Here is a 20,759-nt window from a genome sequence, read left to right on the forward strand (position 1 = left end):
ATCTGCGTATTGGTACTTGATGGTACGAGTAACCTTGCTATTCAATTTAGCTGGGTCTGTAATTGGCTCTTTACCTTGACGAAGAGTAACCACAAATTGTTGGTCCTTCTTATCATCGTTATCGAAGGTCTTAGGTCCCTTGAACTCATCGTTCACCACTTCGTAGCCCTTGTCTGTCAATTCTTTCAGACGGGTTGCGTAGTTAGTTGTTCCGATTGGCTCACCTGACTTACCACTTTCAACTACCTTACCAACTTCCTTGTTGTTATCATCTTGGTCTACGAAGGTGATAATCGCTTTTTGACCATCTTTAACGTAATTGATTGGTGTATCCTGAGTTGGATCGTTTGGAATTGGTGGTGGGTTGTAACCCTTGCTTGGATCGCTCGGATCTTTCGGTGTCAATGGTGTAGTACCATCTGGACCTACTGGTGTAGTGCCTGGTACATCTGGAACTACTGGAAGATCTGTTCCAGGCTTAGTTGGGTTATTTGGATCGTTTGGATATGGAAGGTTTGGTACTTTTGGAAGTCCATCTGGTACATTTGGTACGTATGAACCGAGCTTCTTGTATTGTACAACTTCTTCGCTGTTAGCGTCGCCAGCTTTCACTGTCTTCGCTGCTACATTGGCCTTGTCTGCCACGAATCCAGTCACAACTGGTGTAGCTTCTTGAGCCAATTCTTTCGTAGCTGGTGTCCATGCAGTGAAGGTCTTTTCACCAGTTACAGCATTTATTTTACCAGTACGAGTGAAGGCTGCCTCTTGAGTGACAGGAGCTTTCAGAGCTGGACGACCCGCTGTTTGACCATCTGCATATTGATACTTGATGGTACGTGTAACCTTGCTGTTCAAATCAGCTGGATTAGTATTGTCATCCAAGCGTGGTGTTACAACAACTGTCCAAGTTTGGTCTTTTGTCTTATCGTTATCAAACTTCTGACCATTTGGTTGAGTGAAGCCATCGCTCACAAGCTTGTAACCTGCTTGTTGAAGTTGAGTGAGACGATTTACAGTTGAGTAAGCTACTGGTTCACCTGACTTACCAGCAACAGAATCTGTATAAAGAGTCTTAACTGGAACGCCATTCTTACCATCTGTTACGTACTTGATAGAACCACGTTGTTCATCTAAGTTGTAGTTGACAACTTCAACTGAATCTCCTGTAGTAGGGTCAACAGTTACACCTGGAACTTTTGGTTTATCTGGGCTATAGCCTGTAATAGCAGGAGTGTTTACTTCTGGAAGGTTAGCATTTGGTTTATCCCAAGCACCAGGAGTTTCCACGCCTGTTACCTTGTTAACAGAAACTGGACGAGTGAATGATGTTGTTTGAGTAACTGTCTTAGGAAGCGCTGGGCGTCCTGCTGTTACACCGTCACCATATTGGTATTGGATAGTTCGAGTAACATCTTTCTTCTCTTGTTTTGTTTCAATAACCGGAGTAACGACAACTTTCCATACTTGGTCTTTTGTCTTATCGTTATCAAACTTCTGACCATTTGGTTGAGTGAAGCCATCACTTACAAGCTTGTAACCTGCTTGTTGAAGTTGGGTGATACGGTTAGCAGTTGAATAAACAACATCTTCACCTGATTTACCTGTAACACCGTCAGTATAAAGAGTCTTAGCTGGAACACCGTTTTGTCCATCTGTTACATATTCAATGATACCGCGTTGATCATCTTGGCTGTAGCTTACTACTTCATCTTCGTTAGGAGATGTAGGAGTAACAGTTGCAGCTGGAACACTTGGTTTGTCTGGAGTGAAACCAGTAACTGCTGGAGAATCAACTTTTGGAAGTTCTTCACTTGGCTTGTTCCATTGACCAGGAGTTTCAACACCTGTCACCTTGTTCACAGAAACTGGGCGAGTAAATGTTGTTGTTTGAGTAACTGGGCGAGGAAGTGCTGGACGACCTGTGGTCACTCCATCCTTGTATTGGTAACGAACGTTACGAGTAACATCTTTCGTTTCTTGTTTTGTCTCAATACGTGGAGTAAGAACAACTTCCCATGTTTGATCTACATTGTTATTACTGTCAAATCTTTGACCGCCAGCTTTAGTAAAGCCGTCGCTAACAAGATCATAACCCAACTGTTTAAATTCGTTGATTTTCGCAGTTGTTGTATAGTTTACAGGCGTATCTGATTTACCAGTTACGTTATCTGTGTGAAGAGTCTTAGCTGGAACACCATTTTTACCATCTGTACGGTAAACGATGCTTCCCTTTTGATCTGCAGCTGAATAGCTTACAATTTCACGCCAACTTGGATCTGTTGGAGCAACAGAGGCTGAATTTACACGTGGTTTGTTTGGTGTAAAGCCTGCTACTTCTGGGCTATCAACCGCAGCAACATTTTGACGGCTAGGTGTCCAATTACCGTATGTTTTCTGACCAGTTACTGGATCTTCTGATACTTGACGAGTAAATTGAACTGTTTGTTCAACCGGTTGCGGAAGTGCTGGACGATTTCTAGTCACACCATCTTCATATTCGTAAGCGATTGTACGAGTAACGTCTTTTGTTTCTGTTGTTACTTTTGGATTATTCTTACGGTATGAAACAATTTCACGCCAGCTTGGATCTGTTGGTGAAACAGTAGCTGAATTTACACGAGTTTTATTTGGTGTAAAGCCTTGAATCGCTGGTGTATCAACCGCATCTACAGTTCGAGTGCTTGGAGTCCAGTTGCCGTATGTCTTCTTACCAGTTCTTGCATCTTCTGACACTTGTCGTGTGAATCGTACATTTTGTTGTACTTCACGTGGAAGGGCTGGACGACCTGAAGTCACACCATCTTCATATTCGTAAACAATTGTACGAGTAACATCTTTTGTTTCTGTTGTTACTTTTGGAGCATTCTTGTCGTAGTAAACCGTTACATCACTTGGAGTAGAATTTGGATTTACTGTAACTCCTGGAACAGTCGCTGTATCTGGAGTATATCCTGGGACATCTAGAGAATCTACAGGTGCAAAATTCTTAGATGCAGGACTCCATGGACCTGGTCTACCACCTGTCACAGTCCGAGTGAACTCAGCTGTTTGAGTGTAAGCTGGCGGAAGTGTCGGTCCTGTCACACCTGGTTTATATTTATAATAAATAGTACGAGAGACTGTCTTCTTTTCTGTCTTCGTATCAGTTGCACCTCTACGGTAAACGTAGGTTACTGTACCGTTGGTACCCCAGTCAGCCAGAGTTCCTGAAGGTGGCAAGCTACCTCTCTTCATTCCAATGAAACCATAGCCAGGAATCGTCTTCTGTTCAGTGGTATAAGGCTTAGCCTTGAAGGCACCTTGTGGATAAGTTACTGAGCCTTCAGCGATTTCTCGACCTTGCTCATCTTCATAACGTACGTCAACAGAGGCACTTTGATAGAAGTCGAAGCGTTTGATTTGGAACTGTTGCAAGTTCTTGTAGTTACCAGTCGTCGCCGTAACCACCATGGACATCAGTTGTTCTGGAGTAGAAACTTTCTTCTTCCATTGCTTAATCCCAAGATTACTTTCGTAAGAGACAGTTAATTCCTTGGTTACACCGTCATACTGGATAGCAAATCTGTGGAAACGACCATCCAAGTCACTTGAGTCTAGACGTTGAGCACTACCAGCATCTGTCTCAGCCCACCAGCGGTCATACTCACCACCAGTGAAGATACCACCACCACGAACTTTTTTATGAGTGGTATTTACCCAAGCACCGAATTGTCCCAGACGAGGGTCTTCCGCCCAACCATATTGGAAAGAGTCCGTGTTGCTAGTATCAAAACGATTTCCTTTCGGTGGCGTGAAGACGTTCCAGAAAGTATCCAGCTTGAAACCAGTCGCATTACGCAAACCACCGATACCAAGGTTACCACCATCGGCACCTAGGTCTGTTGTATTTCCTGTATGGAAGGCAAAACCAATACCATCGGCACCATAGCGTTCCTGAGTCTTATCACCAAGGTTAACTCCACCAGTCAGCTTGAAGCTTTGGTTCATATTGATCTTACTCTTCAGACTGAAGTTACCTGTCTTAGAGGTTTCATCTGGAGTAAGGGTCACGATACCATCGTATGAATTATAGGTAGCTGAACCATTCAATCTGAAGTAGTCAAGGAAGTTTTCTTTTGTTACAGTTGTCTTCCCTGTTTGTGGGTCAAACGAACGGAAGCCACTTTCTCCTGATTTACGGAAATCAGCGTAACCTTTATTTACTTCGCTTTGAGCAGCTGCTAATGTGGAATTAGCTTCGCTTTTGGCTACTGCATTTGCTGCTTGGCTAGCTGTTGCCAAACGAGCTGCTTGGCTAGCTGCCTTTTCAACTGATACCTTAGCAGGTTCTACAGCAGCAGTTGATTCTGTAGCTGCTTCAGATGAAACTGCAGTTGACTCTGCAGTAGCTGAAGTAGCTGGGCTAACTCGAGCCTCAGACTGAGTTGCAGCAGTTGATTGGCTAGTCGCTACTGAAGCTTTAGATACTTGTGAAGTAGCCTCTTTTAAAGCTGCTTCACTTTTTGAAGCAACTTCTGATTTAACAGTTTTTTCTTCCACTTTGCTTGATAGGTCTTCAGCAGAGGTAGAAGATGCTGTAGATGCTGCACTTGAAACTGCGTTGCTTTCAGCGACAGTTGCTACGGTAGAATTCTTTTCTATGGCCGACTCGGAGTCAGAATCATTCGCTCCCGAATCTTCTCCTGAATCTGGCACAGAGGTCGTTTTCTCCGTAGAGGTGCTTGAAGAATCCGTCTTAGCTAACGTATCGGCTGAAACGACATTCCCCCCAAAGAACATGAAAGCTGCGACTGCTACAGAAGCCACGCCCACATTAAACTTACGAACTGAGTATCGAAGCCGTTTCTCAGCACTCGCACGGTTTAATCTGCGTCTCGCATTTTTATCCATGAACATCTCTCCTTTTTAAAATATAGTTCAACCACCTATTACTCAACACCTTAACGCCTGAGCAGCAAAGTATTTTATAACATATGATTGGTGGTTTTAATGTCAAAGTTTAGACACTAAACCATACCAATAATTATACCGTTTTTTTCCTATTATATCAAGGATTTTGCCGTCTAATTTTTTCTGTAACAAAAGCGCAACATCATATTATAGGTATAGCAAAAAGCTTTAGCGACGCCGTTTCAAGAGAATGAAAACAACAAAAATAATCTTTATAATTTGATAATCAAAACAAAATAAAAAGAGCCCCCACAAGGCTCTATTCAACAAAAATCGGTCATAAAACCCGATATTTGAGATAGAAAATCTATTTAGGACTCTCTTTATTTTTATTGAAACTCTGCTTCGACTCGGTAAATAACCTGGCCCTTGCTAGAGAATTTTTGTTCATATTCAGTCAAGACATTGCCTTCAAAGTCACTGGCATGAAGATCCAGCCAAACACCTTTGAGAACCATGCCATACTGCGAAAAACTGACCAGACTGTATTCAAATAAGCCACGGTTGTCCGTTTTGAAGTGGATTTCACCTTTTTCTGGCAAAATTTGCTTGAAGGTATCCAAGAAAGACTTATAGGTCAAGCGACGTTTTTCATGCCGTTTCTTAGGCCATGGATCAGAGAAATTCAGATAAAGTCTGTCAATTTCTCCATCTGCAAAGTAGTTGGTCAATTCCGAACCATCCACCCAGAGCAACTTAATATTGGGTACATCAGCTTCCAAAACCTTGTCCAAGGCGTAACTAAGGACAGACTTCTGAATGTCAATCCCGATGTAATTGATGTTCGGATTAGCCTTAGCCATCCCTGTAATGAAAGCCCCTTTACCGCTTCCGACTTCAACGTGGATAGGGTGGTCATTACCAAAAATTTCCCGCCATTTTCCCTTGGCATCAACTGGATTTAGAACCACATAGTGGGGGTTAGCCTCTAATAACTCTGTTGCTCCCTTACGATTTCTTACTCTCATCTTACCTTTCCATACTTAGAACGGAAGTTGCGTAGAGCGTAAATCTCCCGGTTCACATTTTCTAAATCATTGTTTTCGTAATATTTAGCAATCTGCATCAGATAAGAGTATTGACCAAACCAATACAGTTTTTTGATAACCTTGTCATTGTACTTATAACCGTAGTAGGTCAGCCACTCCTGCCAATCGGTATCTGGGATATAGTGGCTCAATATATGAGCAACATCCAACATTCTATCCGTCAAGCGAACGGAATCCCAATCCACCAAATAAATCAAGCCACTGTCCGTCTGAAACCAGTTGCTATGCCGTACATCACCATGGACAATCGTCGCATAGTCCTCACGAAAAGCAGGTACCGTTTGCCGCAAATCCCGAATAATAGACTGCAGATACTGATTGTTCCTCAAAACGACCGGCGCTTGATTGAGCCAGCTATTGATTAGATCGATTGGCGTTTCCAAAATATAACCCAATTTAGCCAACTGAGTCATCAGAGGCTTCGACCGATGCAAACGCGTTAAAATATTGATCACTTGCTTTTTAGACATATCATTAGGTGTTAAAATGGCACCTGAAAGCCATTCTTGCCCGCTCATGACATTGCCATCTGGCAAGCGTCGACTCCACAGAAGTTGCGGAGCAATTTGTTCTCTGGCTAAGCCTGCCAGAATCGGGGTCGTATTCATCTTGACGAAAACTCGCCCCCCGTCTGGATAAGTTCCCATATAGGCCTTTCCGCTCTTACCAGCTATTGGTGTCAGGGCTAGCTCGTTATCAACCAAGACCATGATTCCCCTCCTTAAAAAGTTTCCTCACTATTTTACTAATTTTCATTCTTTTAGTCAACCAATCTTTTCAGCTTATACGGCAAATAGACTAGATACAAAAAGATTGTCGCTCCAAGCATTGCTAACACTGCTATCTTATCTTGGAAAAAGAGCACTGCCACTAGCGTTTCAAAAAGCAAAACACTATGTCCAATCCCTGTAACAACCTGTCTTGCGCCCTTGATTTTAGACTTGCTATCCAGCGGGAAAAGCTTAGTTAAATACTGATAATCAAGAGCTTCATACAAAGCCAATAACTGAAAAAGCAAAAGATAGTTGAAGAGAACAACAAAACCTGCAGCAATCCAAGACTGGCTGACGAAGACAATCGTTAAGAGGGCTAAAAGTAGAAGACGCAAAGTCAGAGGGAATAGATCGCCATTGCGAAGATAAGAGCGCAGAAACATATTTTGCCAAGCCTTGGCATGGATCTTAGGCAAAAGTCTCGTCAGCCCGTCCAAATAAGCTCTTCTTTTGACACTATTAGAAATGCCTTTCACATTTGTAAAGAGGGCAAAGAAACGAAGAACTTTCTGCTTACGACCTTCCTCAGCTGCAATTGCATATTGCCAATTGAGACGATCAGACAAGAAAAAGCGACGCCCCTTGAACTGAAAGACTAGCCATTTTAGCAATAACATAAGGAGACAGTACAGCCCAAAACCCCAGATTGGCAAGCCTATAGCCAAAAACAGGGGCGCTAACAAGACCAACAACAAGGTTTGCAGCATACCAAAGAGAATATACGAACGCTGGATTTGTCCCTTAACAAACTCAATGATCGCCTGCTCCTGCGCCAGCAAAAAGAGCATATCTGGCTTCTCCAGATAGGTTGCGATATGTCCAAAAGGAAGAATGAGTATAGAAAACAAGACTAATCCTACTATTATCGGCCAAGACTGACTAGGGAAATTCCGCAGCAATTGATTGTACTGAACCGCCAAAAATCCGAGAAAAATCAATAAAAACAAGACAAAGTGATCATTGAGAACATAGCGCAGATACTTCAGACAGCGCTGACGGAAATCTTGCTTGCGTTTAGCAAATACTTCTTTCATACCGCTGCCTCTTCCGTCAAGGCAAGATAGATGTCATTGAGACTAGCTTGCGGCATCTGAAATTGTCCCCGCAACTCAGTCAGATTGCCCTTAGCGCGCACCTGTCCTTTATGCAAAATCACAAAGCTATCGCACATCTTCTCAGCCGAATCCAAAACGTGGGTACTCATGAGGATGGACTTGCCTTTTTTCTTTTCCTCATCCAAGAGCTGGATAAGGTCTGCAATAGCTACTGGATCCAGCCCCAAAAAGGGCTCATCCACGATAAAAAGACTAGGATCTACCACGAAAGCACAGATAATCATGACCTTCTGCTTCATACCCTTAGAGAAATGCACTGGAAACCAGTCCAACTTATCCTTGAGTCGGAAGATAGTTAAGAGGCGCTCCACGCGCTCAAAAGCGACTTCCTGCTCAATGTCGTAAGCCATAGCTACCGTCTCAATGTGCTCGCGCAGGGTCAACTCCTCATAAAGGCTCGGTGTCTCTGGGATAAAGCCAATCTTCTTACGGTAAGCGCTAGGATTTTTTCCCAGCTGCAAACCATCAATCCGAATTTCTCCCTTGTAAGGTGTCAACAACCCGATAATTTCATTGATGGTAGTGGATTTACCAGCACCATTGAGACCAATCAAACCAACCAACTGGCCATTGCCCACTTCAAAGCTGACATCCTTTAAAACCGGGATATTTACATAGCCGCCCGTAAGCTCTTTGATTTCTAACATATTTTCTCCAAATTCTGGTATAATGTTCTTATATTTTAAATTATAACAAAAATCTAGCGAATAGAGGTATCATTTATGGCTGATTGTATTTTTTGTAAGATTATCACAGGAGAAATTCCGTCTTCTAAAGTTTATGAAGATGACCGGGTGGTAGCCTTTCTAGACATTTCTCAGGTCACTCCAGGCCATACTTTGGTCGTTCCCAAGCAGCATTTCAGAAACCTTTTGGAAATGGATGCAGACAGTGCTAGTCAGCTCTTCGCTCGTGTCCCAGACATCGCCCGCAAGGTTATGAAAGCGACAGGCGCCAAAGGCATGAACATTCTTAACAACAACGAGGAAATCGCCGGCCAGACTGTCTTTCATACCCATGTCCACCTAGCTCCTCGCTATGAAGAGACAGACGGTTTACAAATCAGCTTTGAAACCCACGAACCAGATTTCCCAGCCTTAGCTCAATTGGCTGAAAAGATTGCACAAGCTTAAGGAGGAACTATGAAATTTTCAAATCTTATGCTGTTCACAGGTGCTGCCTGGACCAGCTACCGATTGATCAAAAACCGGAAGACAATTAGCCAAGAAGTCGTCGAAACATCCGATATCTTGGATAAAATTCAAGATAATTTAGCTAACATCCAGCACAATCTTTCCATTATCCAAGAACAGCGAGACAATATCAAGGAAATGGCTCAGGACTTGACTTATAAATACAAGGTTTTTGAGAAACAAGCCCAAGCTCAAATCTCGCAAATACAGGATATCTGGCAATAGAAAACTTTCTCATAACAAGAAAAATGTACCAACAAAAGGTTAGACAATAATTTAAGTAAAGGACTTAGTTCTGCATTGCACAGGGCTGAGTCCTTTCAATTTGACTTTAACTCGTTTGTTATTGTGATAATCAATGTAGTTCACAATAGCTTGTTCCAATTGATTAAGTGACTGAAACGTCTTCTCATAACCATAAAACATCTCAGACTTAAGAATTCCCAAGAAGGACTCTTTCATACCGTTGTCTGGACTGTTACCTTTGGATGACATGAATTATTGAATCCCCTCACTCTCTAAAAATTGATGATAAGAAACATGTTGATATTATCAAACTTGGTCTCTGTAAAGAATGGTATTCCCCTAGTATTTCTCCGTAAATGCTTCCTCCAACATAGTTTTTACTTGTTCCAAGTTCGGTGAGCAAGCAATTTCGACAATCTTTAGAAGAATATCAAAAGAAAACTCAATTAGCAATTCTTGGATAATTCCGTTTTTCTTCTTTCTTTTTTCCTCCTTTAAGCGAAATTTTATAAACTTTTTTAGAACAGCATCCTCCATTCTTAGCCAGTCATTTTCTGCTTTAATACCTTTTGGTTGTGTCTCACCTCTTCTCAGATTTTCTTTGGTTTACGACCCATTATAACTGGGCCACAGGTATCTTCAACCAAGTCATATATAGAGCCAAATCAATCCTTGATTCTACTTGTCAAAGGAAGGAATCTTTTGGGACCAATTCATTTATTGTATAGAAACTATATTAGAGACGATTATAATCTGGTTTTTCTTTGTGAAACATGGAAAACACCTCGCAACTCTTCTTACATCTTTTATGCAACTTTACACAAAGAAAAGCCCTTAGAAACTGGTGTTCTAAGAACTTTGTCTTCAACCTGAATCGCAGCCTAAGGCTTCTTTCTTAGCTTAACTCGGCCAAAATAGCCTTCAGTTGCTCCTTCGTATGAACACCAGCTACTTGCTTAACGACTTGACCGTCTTTCTTGAACAGAAGGGTCGGAATGGACATAATGCCGAATTCACGGGCAGTATTAGGATTTTCATCCACATCCATTTTAAGGATTTTCAGTTCATCTTCATGAACTTCCTCTGCCAACTGCTCCAAGATAGGCGCCTGCATGCGGCATAGACCACACCAAGTTGCCCAAAAATCAATCAGAACCAGTCCATCTTTTGTCTCTTCAGCGAATGTTGCATCTGTAACTGCTGCTACCATAAATCTTCTCCTTTGAATAGCTTACTTTTGATAATATTGTACACCAAATTTAGAAAAATAAAAAAATTCTCTAGCAAAGTAGAGAATTCTTATTTTTCCAAACAATTTTTTAAAATAAAAATAGATTGAGGAACATCTGAGAAAACTTGGCTTAAAAATTCCAAATGTTGCTGATCTTTGCTATCTAAAGCTACGGTGTGCTTGACATTTACAGTGCCATCATCGTTCTCAATGATCTGATGACCAAAAAGGATATCTCCAAACGGGGTCGCTGTTTTATCCCAAAATTCCTCAAAGGGCTTGACAAGTGTCAGCTGATATTCCATTGGGGGCATTCCTTCGAGTTCCATTATCCCACAAGATCCTGTCTTAAATCCACCATTTAATGTAATATTTTTTAAATCTTCTTCCCAGTCATACCACTTTTCAATATTTTCATAGTAGGACCATACATCTTCTTTTGCTGCTTTCATGCTTAAACTGAAACTAAATTCCATTACAATAACTCCTTTATAATATGTATACTTATTATAAGTATATTTATAATATTTGTCAAATGTTTTTTCTTTCTAGCACTAATATTTCTTCTAAAATAGTCTACTTAATTTGATTCTGCTTTTCATACTGATAAAATGGGATAAGAATGATGTCTTGGTCGTATGGCTTGATATTCGCTCTCTTATTTAGCCATTTAGGCAATAGTGCGATTCCTTTCCCGTTTTCAACTAAGCTGATAATGTTCTCAAAAGAATCAATTTCTACAACTGATTTTAAATGAGCAAACTTCATTAAGCTTTGTTTTCTAAAAGGGCAATTTTTATCTTTATTAACGAATATGGGCATTTCCTCAGTAGCCTTTATGATGCTCGAACAAAGATAAACTGACTCAATATGTCCAATAGTCTCATCATAATGTTTCAAATTTTCAATTTTTTGAAAACAAAAAATTTTATCAAAGTCTTCCTGATGAGCAATGGTGGGTATATCCGAAGTTTTTTGGATATTAATTTCGCTTTTATCCAAATCAATTGTTTGCGAATTATTAATATCGTGATTGAATAATAATTCTGAAATTAAGATGGATATTTTCGAGGTTTCACATTTCTTTTTTAATTTCTCTAAATTGTTAGAAGTTTCCTTACAAAATTGATAAAATAAGTCTCCACTTTTTGTCGGAACTAAACCATTATATTTTCTGTAAAATAATTTCGTATCTAATTCAGTTTCAAGCACTTTCAATCTAGCGCTGAGATTAGATTGTGCATATTGTAATATCTTTGAACTTTTGTTTATTGATCTTGTCTCATAGATCGTCACAAAAATGCTCATATCATTAAAATTCATTTAAAACACCTTATCACTTTTTGTGATNATTATATCATTTTTAAGTATTATTCAACATGATATAAATCATTTATACTGTGAATAGTTAATTAGAAAAGAGGTACCGCAATGCAAGCAATGCAATATACTATAAAATTACCAGCAGATTATGATATGGATATCATTAGACAACGTGTCCGAAATACAGGTCATTTGATGGATGGATTCGACGATTTGTTTTTCAAAGTTTATTTAATCTCTGAAAAATCTGAAGGCCAATTATTTAACAGTTACTGTCCGCTATATATTTGGAAAAATACCAACGGAATGACAAAATTCATATTTGATGGTTACTTTGATCATATTTTAAATTCGTTTGGCTGGCAAAATATTGAAATCGGAATAACTTCATCAGTCGAAATATCTGATCATTTTGACTCAAGTAAATATGCTACATTGGAAATCATTGATATAGAAGCGTCTGAAAGTTTAAAATCCTTTACCATTCACGAGCAAATACAAAACAACGAAAGTGGCAAAGTCGTTATTTTCAATCCTGATAAATGGAAAAAATGTATTTTTACTTTTTATACCAATAAACCCGGTACACAACTACCAACATTTGAAATTTTGCATATTTCACAATAAGTAGCATATGATAAGTAATAGGGAAATGCCTGAGCAAACAATTTTTCATTTTTTTGCACACTATGATAGTATACTTGCTCTTCCCAAAATTGTATGACCTTTACTGTCATCGGCTAAATGAAAAAATCGTTACGACATGTAACGATTTTTTGACTATGATATTAACTCAATTCCGCGATAATCGCCTTCAGTTGCTCCTTCGTATGAACACCAGCTACTTGCTTAACGACTTGACCGTCTTTCTTGAACAGAAGGGTTGGAATAGACATAATGCCAAATTCACGGGCAGTATTTGGATTTTCATCCACATCCATTTTGAGGATTTTCAGTTCGTCCTCATGAACTTCTCCTGCCAACTGCTCCAAGATAGGCGCCTGCATGCGGCATGGACCACACCAAGTTGCCCAAAAATCAATCAGAACCAGTCCATCTTTTGTCTCTTCAGCGAATGTTGCATCTGTAACTGCTGCTACCATAAATCTTCTCCTTTGAATAGCTTACTTTTGATAATATTGTACACCAAACCCAGAGGAAAAGAAAATATTTGCTACGGAATACCCGATGCTTCCCTACTTAAAGATTACAATCGTCGCGCCACTGCCACCAGCATTTTGCGGAGCATAGCCGAAGGACTTAACGTGCTTGTTGCGGCGGAGGTATTTTGTCACCCCTTCACGGATGACCCCAGTCCCGATACCGTGGATAATATCCACCTGGGCCATATTATTGAGAAGGGCCTGATCGATAAAGGCATCGAGCTCCTCCATGGCCTCTTCATAGCGTTTGCCACGCAGATCCAATCTGGCTCTTGGACCATTAGTATTGGTTCGCTTGACCACATTGACCTGCTTGCGCTTAGGTTGCTGCTCCTTTTCAGCTTTGAGAAGATTAAATTCCTGCTCATCTAGTGTCATTTTGATGAGACCGACCTGAGCTTCCCAACGGCAGTCCTTGAGCTGCTTGACTAAGGTTCCCCGCTGACCATAGCTTGTCACCAGAATATCATCTCCCACCTTGGGCGCCCGATTTTTCTTGGCATGCTTGAGCACTTTATTCTTTGATAAATCAACCGTTGCTGGCGCCAACTTTTTAAGCTGAGCCTTGGCTTCAATAATCTCATGCGGTTTGAGACTGGACTTATCATGAAGATTTTTGAGAATGCTCTCACTCTCTGACAAGGCCATATCCACGATTTCCTGTGCTTCCAAGCGTGCCTTATTGAGCTCGGTTTCCTTTTCTCTGTTAAACTCATTGTAAAGTTTTTTGAGGGCTCGGTTAAATTTGAGATTTTCCTGCTCCACCTCGCGGATATTATCCAGGCGCTTACGGCTTTCCAGCGTCTGCTCTTCTAAGCGCTCAATGATCCGATTGACATCACTATCCGTATTTGTCTGCTCTTGGGCATGGCCAACGATAACTTCCGACAAGCCTAAACGCCGAGCAATTTCAAAGGCATTGGAGCGGCCAGGCACTCCCTGCATAAAGCGATAGGTCGGCCGCAAACTATCTGTATCAAATTCCATGCTGGCATTTTCCACCCAGTCCGTCTCAATCCCATAGGCTTTGAGCTCAGGATAGTGGGTCGTCGCCATGGTTTTAATCTGCCTTAGCCGCAAATCTTCCAAGATAGCAATCGCCAGTGCTGCACCCTCTTGCGGGTCAGTCCCAGCTCCCAGCTCATCCAGCAGGACCAAACTCTCGCTATCAACCTGCTCTAAAATAGAGACGATATTAGTCATGTGACTGGAGAAAGTCGATAGGCTCTGCTCAATCGATTGCTCATCACCAATGTCTGCAAAAATCTGACTGAAAATCCCGACGCGGCTGCCCTTGTCTGCCAGAATCGGCAGACCTGACTGGGCCATGATTTGAGCCAAGCCCAAAGTCTTCAGCATAATGGTCTTACCACCCGTATTAGGCCCGGTAATGACAATCTCTGTCAAGTCTGGCCCGAAATGCAGGTCATTAGCCACTGCATTTTCAATCAGGGGATGGCGGACACTAAGCAGTTGAATATCCTTCTCCTCCGACAGGTCTGGCACCACCGCTCCCGTCTCCTGCATGAAGCGGACCTTGGCACGCACCAGATCCAGATGCCCGATAATCCAAGCATTGTTGGCAATTTCAGCCGCATGAGGCCGTATCATATCCGACATGGCCTGCAAAACCCGCTGAATTTCATAGCGCTCGTCCGCCCGACTGCTAGCAATCTCTTCATTGAGATTAACCACCGCCCGCGGCTCAATGTAAACCGTACTACCGCTGGCCGAAATATCGTGAACGACGCCCGCAATACGATTGCGGTAGGTATTTTTCACAGGTAGTACATTACTGCCGTTCCGACTGGCCACCACTTGGTCTGCCAGCATGTCACCCTTGGTTTTGAGAATCTCTTGAAGAATATCTCGAACCTGAACTTCATTTTCTTGGATTTTCCGACGAATACGACTCAACTCTTCACTAGCAAAACTTTCGAGAAAGCCCCCATCATTGATAGCTTGTAGGCTCCCCTGAATATTAGGAAACTCTACTAGATTGTCAAAAAGACGATCCAAACGCTCCAATTGGATATTCTCCAAGTCCTCGTAGAAAGATATCAGCTCATGCGTCACAGCCAAGACCCGCTTGAGGGTTAAAAACTCCTCAATATTAAGGTCGCTATCCAGCTCTAGGCGCTTGGTCAAGCCCCTAATATCCTGAATGGCTCCCAAACTAAAGTGCGGATGTTGCACAAAAATCTGCCGCATATCGGACATTTCCAAAAAAGCAGCAGCAATTGATTCTTTTTTGCTGTTTGGCTGGAGCTGCTTCAACTCCAACTCTCCCAGCTCAGTCAGTAGATAGGGAGAAAAAAGCTCCTTAATTTTCTCAAATTCCAAAGTTTCTAAAATTTTATGATTCATCATGTTCATTCTATTTCTATATGATTTAAACTGAAAAAGAAACTCAGCTACAGGGCAACTGAGTCTTAATTATCCGATAATTTTTGTGACCCAAAGGTCATGTAAAATGGATGAAGTTATAGGCGTGTGATTGATAATAAACCGAATCAGCAAACTCGAATTTAAGCGTTCTTGGATAAAGGACATGGGCACAGTAGCTAAAATAGTCAGTCCCATCTCGATGACAAAGAGTGAGATGAAGACCGCAATAGCCCCACTGACCATATTGAAAACTTTGGTATCCCACTTATTCGGATAGGGAATTAAATTTACAAAAATCCCAAAAAAGCGGCCTACTATATAAACAAGACTGAAAACAAGAAGATAAGCCAGCCCCGCATAAAAAACCTTATCCAAATGGAAAAGTTGAGAACTTGCAAAGAAATAAGTCGAGCTGCCTTTAACAGCGCTAGCATAGGGCACCCACAAGCTGATAGACTTAGCCAAGCCTTGATATAGAGCTCCAGCCACCAGCATGGATACAATCGTCATAGCAGCATAATATCCCTGCAGAACAATCCCACGCGAGTAGCCAATATAAAAGCTCCAAGCTAATATTAGTAAAATAATAATCGCAAACACTATCTTTCCCCTGTATTAGCTGACTTTTCTCTTAATTCGCTAAGCATTTTGTGACGAAGGCTTTCCAATTCTTTTTCCTTATCATCAAACTCAATCTCGCGACTGAGCTGGGTAGATAAACTATTAATCGCCAACAAAATAGCCAAGACTTCATCATCTGCCGCAGGCATCTGCTCTTTGATGGCCTTATATTTTTCCTTAGCAACCCGCTCCACTTCTTCCATGAAAAGATTATCGTGTTCTGTTGTTAAAGTTAAGGTTTTGTTTCCAAATGTAAACTTATATCTATTCAAATTTGCCATAAAATCACCTCATGATATTATACCAAAAATCGCTACATTTGTCAGGTAGAAATCTGCTATCCAGCCTTTGATAAATTATAACTCTTTCGTATAATAATATCGCTCACCTGTATAAGGATATTCTTTTAATCTAAACACTTCCTCATAGCCATGCTTTTTATAAAAATCTGGCGCTTGAAAATGAAAGGTATCCACAAATGAATACTTACACTTCCTGTTACGAGCCTCTTTTTCTGCCCTTTGCAAAATATCCGAGCCAAGTCCTTGCCCCCGTAAGTCCTCATGCACATATAAATACTCAATTTCAAGCCAATAACCAAATGTTTCAGCTACTAGGCCGCCCATTAAATTTCCGTTCTCATCTTCGACAAAGATATTGAGAGGCTCACTTGTTGAAGCTTCCCGTTTAGAGCGATTATAAGCTCGGATTAAATTTCCAAGTTCTTGGACACGTTCAGATTCTTTATTTTCCAATCTCAATTTCATTAGGCTCTCCTTCTTATCAAATCTTAAATCTATTCTACCATTTTAGCAAGATAAGTAGAATTTATTCACACCAAAAGTAAAAATTTAAAAGATAGATACCTTAAAATATATTAGAAAAGACAAGGCAGCAAACCTTGTCCTTATACTGTATCTAATAGTTCTCTTATTCATAGATTTTCTGCATGCATATCGCCCTCTATTTATACTCACTCTTACGATCCTGCACTTTCGTAGGCGTCCAAACCCCTATCCCAAAGTTTGAGGGAAATGAAAAAGCAAACAAGGGAAATCAGAATCAAACCACCAATGTTAAAGAGTCCATTCTTGTCCTGCAAGAAATAGCTGGCAGGGTAGTAGGCCGTAAAGGCGAAAGGCACGATAAAACTAATCAACCAACGAAGAAGCGAATTGTAAATGGAAATCGGGTACTTGGCAAAGTCATTAAACATATAGAAGATGTAAATCATGGCACCTGACTGCTTGGTCCAAAAAGCAATACTGGCTGTCGCTATCTTCAAGGAAGTATAAATCAAGGTCGCAAAAGGAATACAGACTAGGAAAAGCAGGAATTTAGGAAAGGTCCAGCTAATACTGGTGACCGTTGTCGCTAGCAAGATTCCACCGACCAAGAGTTCGCCCAAGGCATCAATCTGAAAGGTCTCAACCAGAATATGAAAGAGAGGATTGATAGGACGAGTCAGGTATTTGTCAAATTCTCCCTTTCGCACCAAGCGTTGCCCCAGTGCCCAGAGATTATCAAAAAAGAGATGGTCCAATCCCTTGGGAATCAAGGAAAAACCATAGATAAAGGCTATCTCTTGAAAGGTCCAGCCTTCTAGAGATGGAATATGTTGAAAGAGTACATTGAGAAACAAGAGGTTCAAGCCTTGGGTCAGGAAGACACCTAACACGCCCACCACAAAATCGACCTTGTATTCCATGATTTGCTTGATGTATTGTCTGATAAAAATCAGATGCATACGTTGATATTTTTTCATACTAACCTCCTTGAATGGTGATGAATGACTGGACCCGTTTCCAAATCAACTGAGACAAGCCCACCATCACTATGAGCCAGAAGAACTGTAGCAAGAGTGCTTGAAGAATCTGACTGGCATCGTATTTTCCAACAATGATCATGACTGGAGTATAAATCAAGGATGAAAAAGGCAAGAAGGACAGAATATCTGATACGATCTTTGGAAAGAAAGCCAAGGGAATCAAACTCCCAGACATAAAGTCAATCAAAGAATTCTTAAGCAGATTAGAGCCCCATAAATTTTTAAACACAAAGGCTGAAAATCCAAAGCAGATATTAAAGAAAAAGTTGATCAGGTAGGCTAGGATTAAGCTAAAGAGATAAAGGATGGTTAATCCTAGCACTTCTACAACCCCTTGCCTAGATAAAATTTTCATCAATACGATGACACTTAAAAATGGCAGTCCAACAGAGATAAAAATCAACCACTTGGATCCAAGCTCGGTGAAGAGATAAGAGGCCGCAAAATGCACTGGTCGCAGCAAGCGCATGATAATGGAGCCATCCTTGACCTCCTCCCCAATCATAAAAGAAGAATCCGACCTAGTCAAAAGATTGGTCACAAAACTCATGATGATGTAGAGGGTGATATCTGCCATACTGAAACCCTGAATCAAAGACTCTTGCGAGGAATCAAAGACAGCCTTCCAGAGATAAAATTCCACAAAAGCACCCATGACATCGCCAATCCGATAAAGAAGAAAGTTGACTCGATAGGTAATCAACTCCTGAATCCCTGCATTGATAAAGGGTTTATAACGTCGCCACAATTTGACCATCTTAGAGCTCCTTTCGGTAGAAGCGACGGATAATATCCTCGATATCCGTATCCACCATCTTCAAATCGCGAATCTCAAAATCAGACAGGGTTTGCTTGATAATATCGGCCGACTGGTAGCGTGAACTATCAAATTCAATATTAAGGCTATTTCCTTGTCTATCAATGGTCATATCAGGCAAACCCTCATAGTGAGAAACGAGATGACTTTGACCTGATACCAGTTCAAAGGAAAGAGTCTTCATCTTGCCAAATGTTTCCTTGAGCTGGCTAACCGTTCCATCAAAAATCTCCTGCCCCTTGTCAATCATAAAAATCCGATCACAAAGTTGCTCAATATCGCTCAAGTCGTGAGTGGTCAAGAGAATAGTGGTCTCTTCCTCCTGATTGATCTGGGTAATGGCCCGACGAATATTGTCCTTGACCGACACATCCAACCCAATGGTCGGCTCATCTAAAAAGAGAACCTTGGGATTGTGGAGTAAGGAAGCCGCAATGTCCGCCCGCATCCGTTGCCCAAGTGAAAGAGTTCGCACGGGGTCCTTGATAAAATCTTTCAAATCTAAGACTTCATTTAAAAAATCCATTCTCTTGTGGAAGAGCGAATCTGGCACATCGTAAATCTCTTTCAAGACCGTGTAGGTCTCTTGCAGTGCCAAATCCCACCATAACTGGGTTCTTTGCCCGAAAACAACTCCAATATCTTTGACATAATCTTGGCGATTGTCCTGCGGAATCTTGCCATTAATCCGACAAAAACCAGATGTCGGTTTCAAAATTCCTGTCAGCATTTTGATGGTTGTCGACTTCCCAGCACCATTGGCCCCTATAAAGCCTAGAATCTGTCCCTTTGGTACCTCAAAGGTCATATCCTTGACCGCTTCAAAGGTCTGCTTTTCGGGATGAATAAAGGAGCGCAAAGCCCCCTTCAATCCCGGTTCCTTGACCGTCTTCACAAAATTTTTCTGAAGATGTTCTACTTCTATCATTGCCATACGTTTCTCCCTTTAGAAAGTCTTCGGTAACTCGTTTCACAATGTTTAATTTAGCACAAAATAAAGAAAAAAGCAAAAAATCAGACGATCTAGCATAACATAAGAAATTATAAATAACCCAAAAATAAAAATTGATAAAAAAAGACAAGATCCGAAAACCTTGTCTTTATTACTATACCGGCGGCCGGGGTCGAACCGGCACGTCCTTGCGGACACTGGATTTTGAGTCCAGCGCGTCTGCCAATTCCGCCACGCCGGCAAAGTAACTGGGGTAGCTGGATTCGAACCAACGAATGAGGGAGTCAAAGTCCCTTGCCTTACCGCTTGGCGATACCCCAATAATCAAAAGAAATAGGCGAGTGATGGGGATCGAACCCACGCATGCCAGAGCCACAATCTGGTGTGTTAACCACTTCACCACACCCGCCATATTCCAAAACACGGGCAGTAGGAATTGAACCCACACTGAAGGTTTTGGAGACCTTAGTTCTACCTTTAAACTATGCCCGTTAAGCATGGAAGGGGAGGGATTCGAACCCCCGAACCCGAAGGAGCGGATTTACAGTCCGCCGCGTTTAGCCTCTTCGCTACCCTTCCGAAATTCTAAAGATATATGGCGCGAGACGGAATCGAACCGCCGACACATGGAGCTTCAATCCATTGCTCTACCAACTGAGCTACCGAGCCAAATTGCGGGAGCAGGATTTGAACCTACGACCTTCGGGTTATGAGCCCGACGAGCTACCTAGCTGCTCCATCCCGCGATATTCTAATCTAAGGAGGATGTGGGATTCGAACCCACGCACGCTTTTACACGCCTGACGGTTTTCAAGACCGTTCCCTTCAGCCGGACTTGGGTAATAAACTACACCCGCTTGAATATGGGAGTTAACGGGATCGAACCGCTGACCCTCTGCTTGTAAGGCAGATGCTCTCCCAGCTGAGCTAAACTCCCAAAAAGGAAGTACTCCGACTTCCTATCCTGCTAAGCGACTACCATATCTCACAGGGGGCAACCCCCAACTACTTCCGGCGTTCTAGGGCTTAACTTCTGTGTTCGGCATGGGTACAGGTGTATCTCCTAGGCTATCGTCACTTAACTTACTGAATTAACTTACAATATCTCAT

At 41.6% G+C, this 20,759-nt stretch carries 19 protein-coding genes, 8 tRNA genes, 1 rRNA gene and 1 pseudogene; 3 read left to right on the top strand and 26 right to left on the bottom strand.

Going from position 1 to position 20,759, the window contains the following annotated elements; genetic code table 11:
• The 5 genes from D8872_RS10020 to D8872_RS10040 all read right to left on the bottom strand — a co-directional run.
• Positions 1-4,890: mucin-binding protein (locus D8872_RS10020; protein ID WP_185761418.1), on the bottom strand; the 4,890-nt coding region annotated here is incomplete at its 3' end.
• A gap of 389 nt (positions 4,891-5,279) precedes the next feature.
• Positions 5,280-5,918 carry a tRNA (guanosine(46)-N7)-methyltransferase TrmB gene (gene trmB / locus D8872_RS10025; protein ID WP_125372360.1) on the bottom strand — a complete coding sequence of 213 codons (639 nt, stop codon included), beginning with the start codon at positions 5,916-5,918 and terminating at the stop codon, positions 5,280-5,282.
• A complete protein-coding gene (gene ccrZ, locus D8872_RS10030; protein ID WP_125390821.1) occupies positions 5,915-6,709 on the bottom strand; it encodes a cell cycle regulator CcrZ in 795 nt (264 codons plus the stop codon). The genes trmB and ccrZ overlap by 4 nt, the downstream gene beginning before the upstream one ends.
• A gap of 50 nt (positions 6,710-6,759) precedes the next feature.
• Positions 6,760-7,806 (bottom strand): ABC transporter permease, encoded by a 1,047-nt coding sequence (locus D8872_RS10035; protein WP_125390822.1) that lies wholly within the window; start codon positions 7,804-7,806, stop codon positions 6,760-6,762.
• Positions 7,803-8,534 carry an ABC transporter ATP-binding protein gene (locus D8872_RS10040; protein ID WP_125390823.1) on the bottom strand — a complete coding sequence of 244 codons (732 nt, stop codon included), beginning with the start codon at positions 8,532-8,534 and terminating at the stop codon, positions 7,803-7,805. The genes D8872_RS10035 and D8872_RS10040 overlap by 4 nt, the downstream gene beginning before the upstream one ends.
• Positions 8,535-8,609: 75 nt before the next feature.
• Between D8872_RS10040 and D8872_RS10045 the strand changes: the two genes are divergently transcribed.
• Together D8872_RS10045 and D8872_RS10050 are read left to right on the top strand one after the other, a co-directional pair.
• Positions 8,610-9,020: an HIT family protein gene (locus D8872_RS10045; RefSeq protein ID WP_125390824.1), complete on the top strand. Its 411-nt coding sequence runs from the start codon at positions 8,610-8,612 to the stop codon at positions 9,018-9,020.
• Between the two features lie 9 nt (positions 9,021-9,029).
• Positions 9,030-9,305 carry a hypothetical protein gene (locus D8872_RS10050; protein ID WP_125390825.1) on the top strand — a complete coding sequence of 92 codons (276 nt, stop codon included), beginning with the start codon at positions 9,030-9,032 and terminating at the stop codon, positions 9,303-9,305.
• 51 nt (positions 9,306-9,356) lie between these two features.
• Here D8872_RS10050 and D8872_RS10055 read toward each other — a convergent pair.
• The 4 genes and pseudogenes from D8872_RS10055 to D8872_RS10070 all read right to left on the bottom strand — a co-directional run.
• Positions 9,357-9,734, bottom strand: a pseudogene (locus D8872_RS10055) (transposase); the annotation flags it as partial.
• A gap of 487 nt (positions 9,735-10,221) precedes the next feature.
• Positions 10,222-10,536 (bottom strand): thioredoxin, encoded by a 315-nt coding sequence (gene trxA / locus D8872_RS10060; RefSeq protein ID WP_125390826.1) that lies wholly within the window; start codon positions 10,534-10,536, stop codon positions 10,222-10,224.
• 89 nt (positions 10,537-10,625) lie between these two features.
• Positions 10,626-11,033, bottom strand: a complete 408-nt coding sequence (locus D8872_RS10065; protein ID WP_003074623.1) for an SRPBCC family protein — start codon at positions 11,031-11,033, stop codon at positions 10,626-10,628.
• 100 nt (positions 11,034-11,133) lie between these two features.
• On the bottom strand, positions 11,134-11,880 hold the full coding sequence (locus D8872_RS10070) for a LysR family transcriptional regulator (RefSeq protein ID WP_125390827.1): 747 nt from the start codon (positions 11,878-11,880) through the stop codon (positions 11,134-11,136).
• 108 nt (positions 11,881-11,988) lie between these two features.
• On the opposite strand from D8872_RS10070, the gene D8872_RS10075 reads away from it, so the two are divergent.
• Positions 11,989-12,507, top strand: coding sequence for a DUF4865 family protein (locus D8872_RS10075; RefSeq protein WP_185761419.1), 519 nt, complete (start codon positions 11,989-11,991; stop codon positions 12,505-12,507).
• 161 nt (positions 12,508-12,668) lie between these two features.
• Here the strand turns inward: D8872_RS10075 and trxA (D8872_RS10080) are convergent, their stop codons facing one another.
• From trxA (D8872_RS10080) to rrf, 17 genes are all read right to left on the bottom strand, one after another.
• Positions 12,669-12,983, bottom strand: a complete 315-nt coding sequence (gene trxA / locus D8872_RS10080; RefSeq protein WP_125390828.1) for a thioredoxin — start codon at positions 12,981-12,983, stop codon at positions 12,669-12,671.
• A 93-nt stretch (positions 12,984-13,076) separates the two neighbouring features.
• The gene (locus D8872_RS10085; RefSeq protein ID WP_125390833.1) at positions 13,077-15,410 is read right to left on the bottom strand and encodes an endonuclease MutS2; all 2,334 of its coding nucleotides are present in this window, start codon (positions 15,408-15,410) and stop codon (positions 13,077-13,079) included.
• A gap of 69 nt (positions 15,411-15,479) precedes the next feature.
• Positions 15,480-16,031, bottom strand: a complete 552-nt coding sequence (locus D8872_RS10090; RefSeq protein ID WP_125390829.1) for a CvpA family protein — start codon at positions 16,029-16,031, stop codon at positions 15,480-15,482.
• The gene (locus D8872_RS10095) at positions 16,031-16,333 is read right to left on the bottom strand and encodes a cell division protein ZapA (protein WP_125372347.1); all 303 of its coding nucleotides are present in this window, start codon (positions 16,331-16,333) and stop codon (positions 16,031-16,033) included. The genes D8872_RS10090 and D8872_RS10095 overlap by 1 nt, the downstream gene beginning before the upstream one ends.
• Positions 16,334-16,408: 75 nt before the next feature.
• The gene (locus D8872_RS10100) at positions 16,409-16,819 is read right to left on the bottom strand and encodes a GNAT family N-acetyltransferase (RefSeq protein WP_125390830.1); all 411 of its coding nucleotides are present in this window, start codon (positions 16,817-16,819) and stop codon (positions 16,409-16,411) included.
• Positions 16,820-17,031: 212 nt separating this feature from the next.
• Positions 17,032-17,817: an ABC transporter permease gene (locus tag D8872_RS10105; protein ID WP_005591118.1), complete on the bottom strand. Its 786-nt coding sequence runs from the start codon at positions 17,815-17,817 to the stop codon at positions 17,032-17,034.
• A gap of 1 nt (position 17,818) precedes the next feature.
• Positions 17,819-18,637: an ABC transporter permease gene (locus D8872_RS10110; protein ID WP_005591119.1), complete on the bottom strand. Its 819-nt coding sequence runs from the start codon at positions 18,635-18,637 to the stop codon at positions 17,819-17,821.
• A 1-nt stretch (position 18,638) separates the two neighbouring features.
• The gene (locus tag D8872_RS10115; protein ID WP_125390831.1) at positions 18,639-19,631 is read right to left on the bottom strand and encodes an ABC transporter ATP-binding protein; all 993 of its coding nucleotides are present in this window, start codon (positions 19,629-19,631) and stop codon (positions 18,639-18,641) included.
• 175 nt (positions 19,632-19,806) lie between these two features.
• Positions 19,807-19,890: transfer RNA gene (locus D8872_RS10120), tRNA-Leu, on the bottom strand.
• A 7-nt stretch (positions 19,891-19,897) separates the two neighbouring features.
• Positions 19,898-19,969: transfer RNA gene (locus D8872_RS10125), tRNA-Gln, on the bottom strand.
• A gap of 16 nt (positions 19,970-19,985) precedes the next feature.
• Positions 19,986-20,058, bottom strand: a tRNA-His gene (locus tag D8872_RS10130).
• Between the two features lie 12 nt (positions 20,059-20,070).
• Positions 20,071-20,141 (bottom strand) — tRNA-Trp (locus tag D8872_RS10135).
• Positions 20,142-20,147: 6 nt separating this feature from the next.
• Positions 20,148-20,228: transfer RNA gene (locus tag D8872_RS10140), tRNA-Tyr, on the bottom strand.
• 17 nt (positions 20,229-20,245) lie between these two features.
• Positions 20,246-20,318, bottom strand: a tRNA-Phe gene (locus D8872_RS10145).
• 3 nt (positions 20,319-20,321) lie between these two features.
• Positions 20,322-20,395: transfer RNA gene (locus D8872_RS10150), tRNA-Met, on the bottom strand.
• A 118-nt stretch (positions 20,396-20,513) separates the two neighbouring features.
• Positions 20,514-20,586: transfer RNA gene (locus D8872_RS10160), tRNA-Val, on the bottom strand.
• Positions 20,587-20,615: 29 nt separating this feature from the next.
• A 5S ribosomal RNA gene (gene rrf / locus D8872_RS10165) occupies positions 20,616-20,731 on the bottom strand.
• Positions 20,732-20,759 lie beyond the last annotated feature (28 nt).

The sequence above is a fragment of the Streptococcus cristatus genome (genome assembly GCF_003943815.1).
Lineage (GTDB): Bacteria > Bacillota > Bacilli > Lactobacillales > Streptococcaceae > Streptococcus > Streptococcus cristatus_F.

What these genes read in the sequence shown, in the direction of transcription:
- D8872_RS10070 (WP_125390827.1), bottom strand. Translation starts at nt 11,880, where the DNA reads ATGAATTTTAATGATATGAGCATTTTTGTGACGATCTATGAGACAAGA.
- D8872_RS10115 (WP_125390831.1), bottom strand. Translation starts at nt 19,631, where the DNA reads ATGGCAATGATAGAAGTAGAACATCTTCAGAAAAATTTTGTGAAGACG.
- trxA (WP_125390826.1), bottom strand. Translation starts at nt 10,536, where the DNA reads ATGGTAGCAGCAGTTACAGATGCAACATTCGCTGAAGAGACAAAAGAT.
- D8872_RS10105 (WP_005591118.1), bottom strand. Translation starts at nt 17,817, where the DNA reads ATGAAAAAATATCAACGTATGCATCTGATTTTTATCAGACAATACATC.
- trmB (WP_125372360.1), bottom strand. Translation starts at nt 5,918, where the DNA reads ATGAGAGTAAGAAATCGTAAGGGAGCAACAGAGTTATTAGAGGCTAAC.
- D8872_RS10045 (WP_125390824.1), top strand. Translation starts at nt 8,610, where the DNA reads ATGGCTGATTGTATTTTTTGTAAGATTATCACAGGAGAAATTCCGTCT.
- D8872_RS10035 (WP_125390822.1), bottom strand. Translation starts at nt 7,806, where the DNA reads ATGAAAGAAGTATTTGCTAAACGCAAGCAAGATTTCCGTCAGCGCTGT.
- D8872_RS10085 (WP_125390833.1), bottom strand. Translation starts at nt 15,410, where the DNA reads ATGAATCATAAAATTTTAGAAACTTTGGAATTTGAGAAAATTAAGGAG.
- D8872_RS10095 (WP_125372347.1), bottom strand. Translation starts at nt 16,333, where the DNA reads ATGGCAAATTTGAATAGATATAAGTTTACATTTGGAAACAAAACCTTA.
- D8872_RS10100 (WP_125390830.1), bottom strand. Translation starts at nt 16,819, where the DNA reads ATGAAATTGAGATTGGAAAATAAAGAATCTGAACGTGTCCAAGAACTT.
- D8872_RS10110 (WP_005591119.1), bottom strand. Translation starts at nt 18,637, where the DNA reads ATGGTCAAATTGTGGCGACGTTATAAACCCTTTATCAATGCAGGGATT.
- D8872_RS10050 (WP_125390825.1), top strand. Translation starts at nt 9,030, where the DNA reads ATGAAATTTTCAAATCTTATGCTGTTCACAGGTGCTGCCTGGACCAGC.
- trxA (WP_125390828.1), bottom strand. Translation starts at nt 12,983, where the DNA reads ATGGTAGCAGCAGTTACAGATGCAACATTCGCTGAAGAGACAAAAGAT.
- D8872_RS10065 (WP_003074623.1), bottom strand. Translation starts at nt 11,033, where the DNA reads ATGGAATTTAGTTTCAGTTTAAGCATGAAAGCAGCAAAAGAAGATGTA.
- D8872_RS10040 (WP_125390823.1), bottom strand. Translation starts at nt 8,534, where the DNA reads ATGTTAGAAATCAAAGAGCTTACGGGCGGCTATGTAAATATCCCGGTT.
- ccrZ (WP_125390821.1), bottom strand. Translation starts at nt 6,709, where the DNA reads ATGGTCTTGGTTGATAACGAGCTAGCCCTGACACCAATAGCTGGTAAG.
- D8872_RS10075 (WP_185761419.1), top strand. Translation starts at nt 11,989, where the DNA reads ATGCAAGCAATGCAATATACTATAAAATTACCAGCAGATTATGATATG.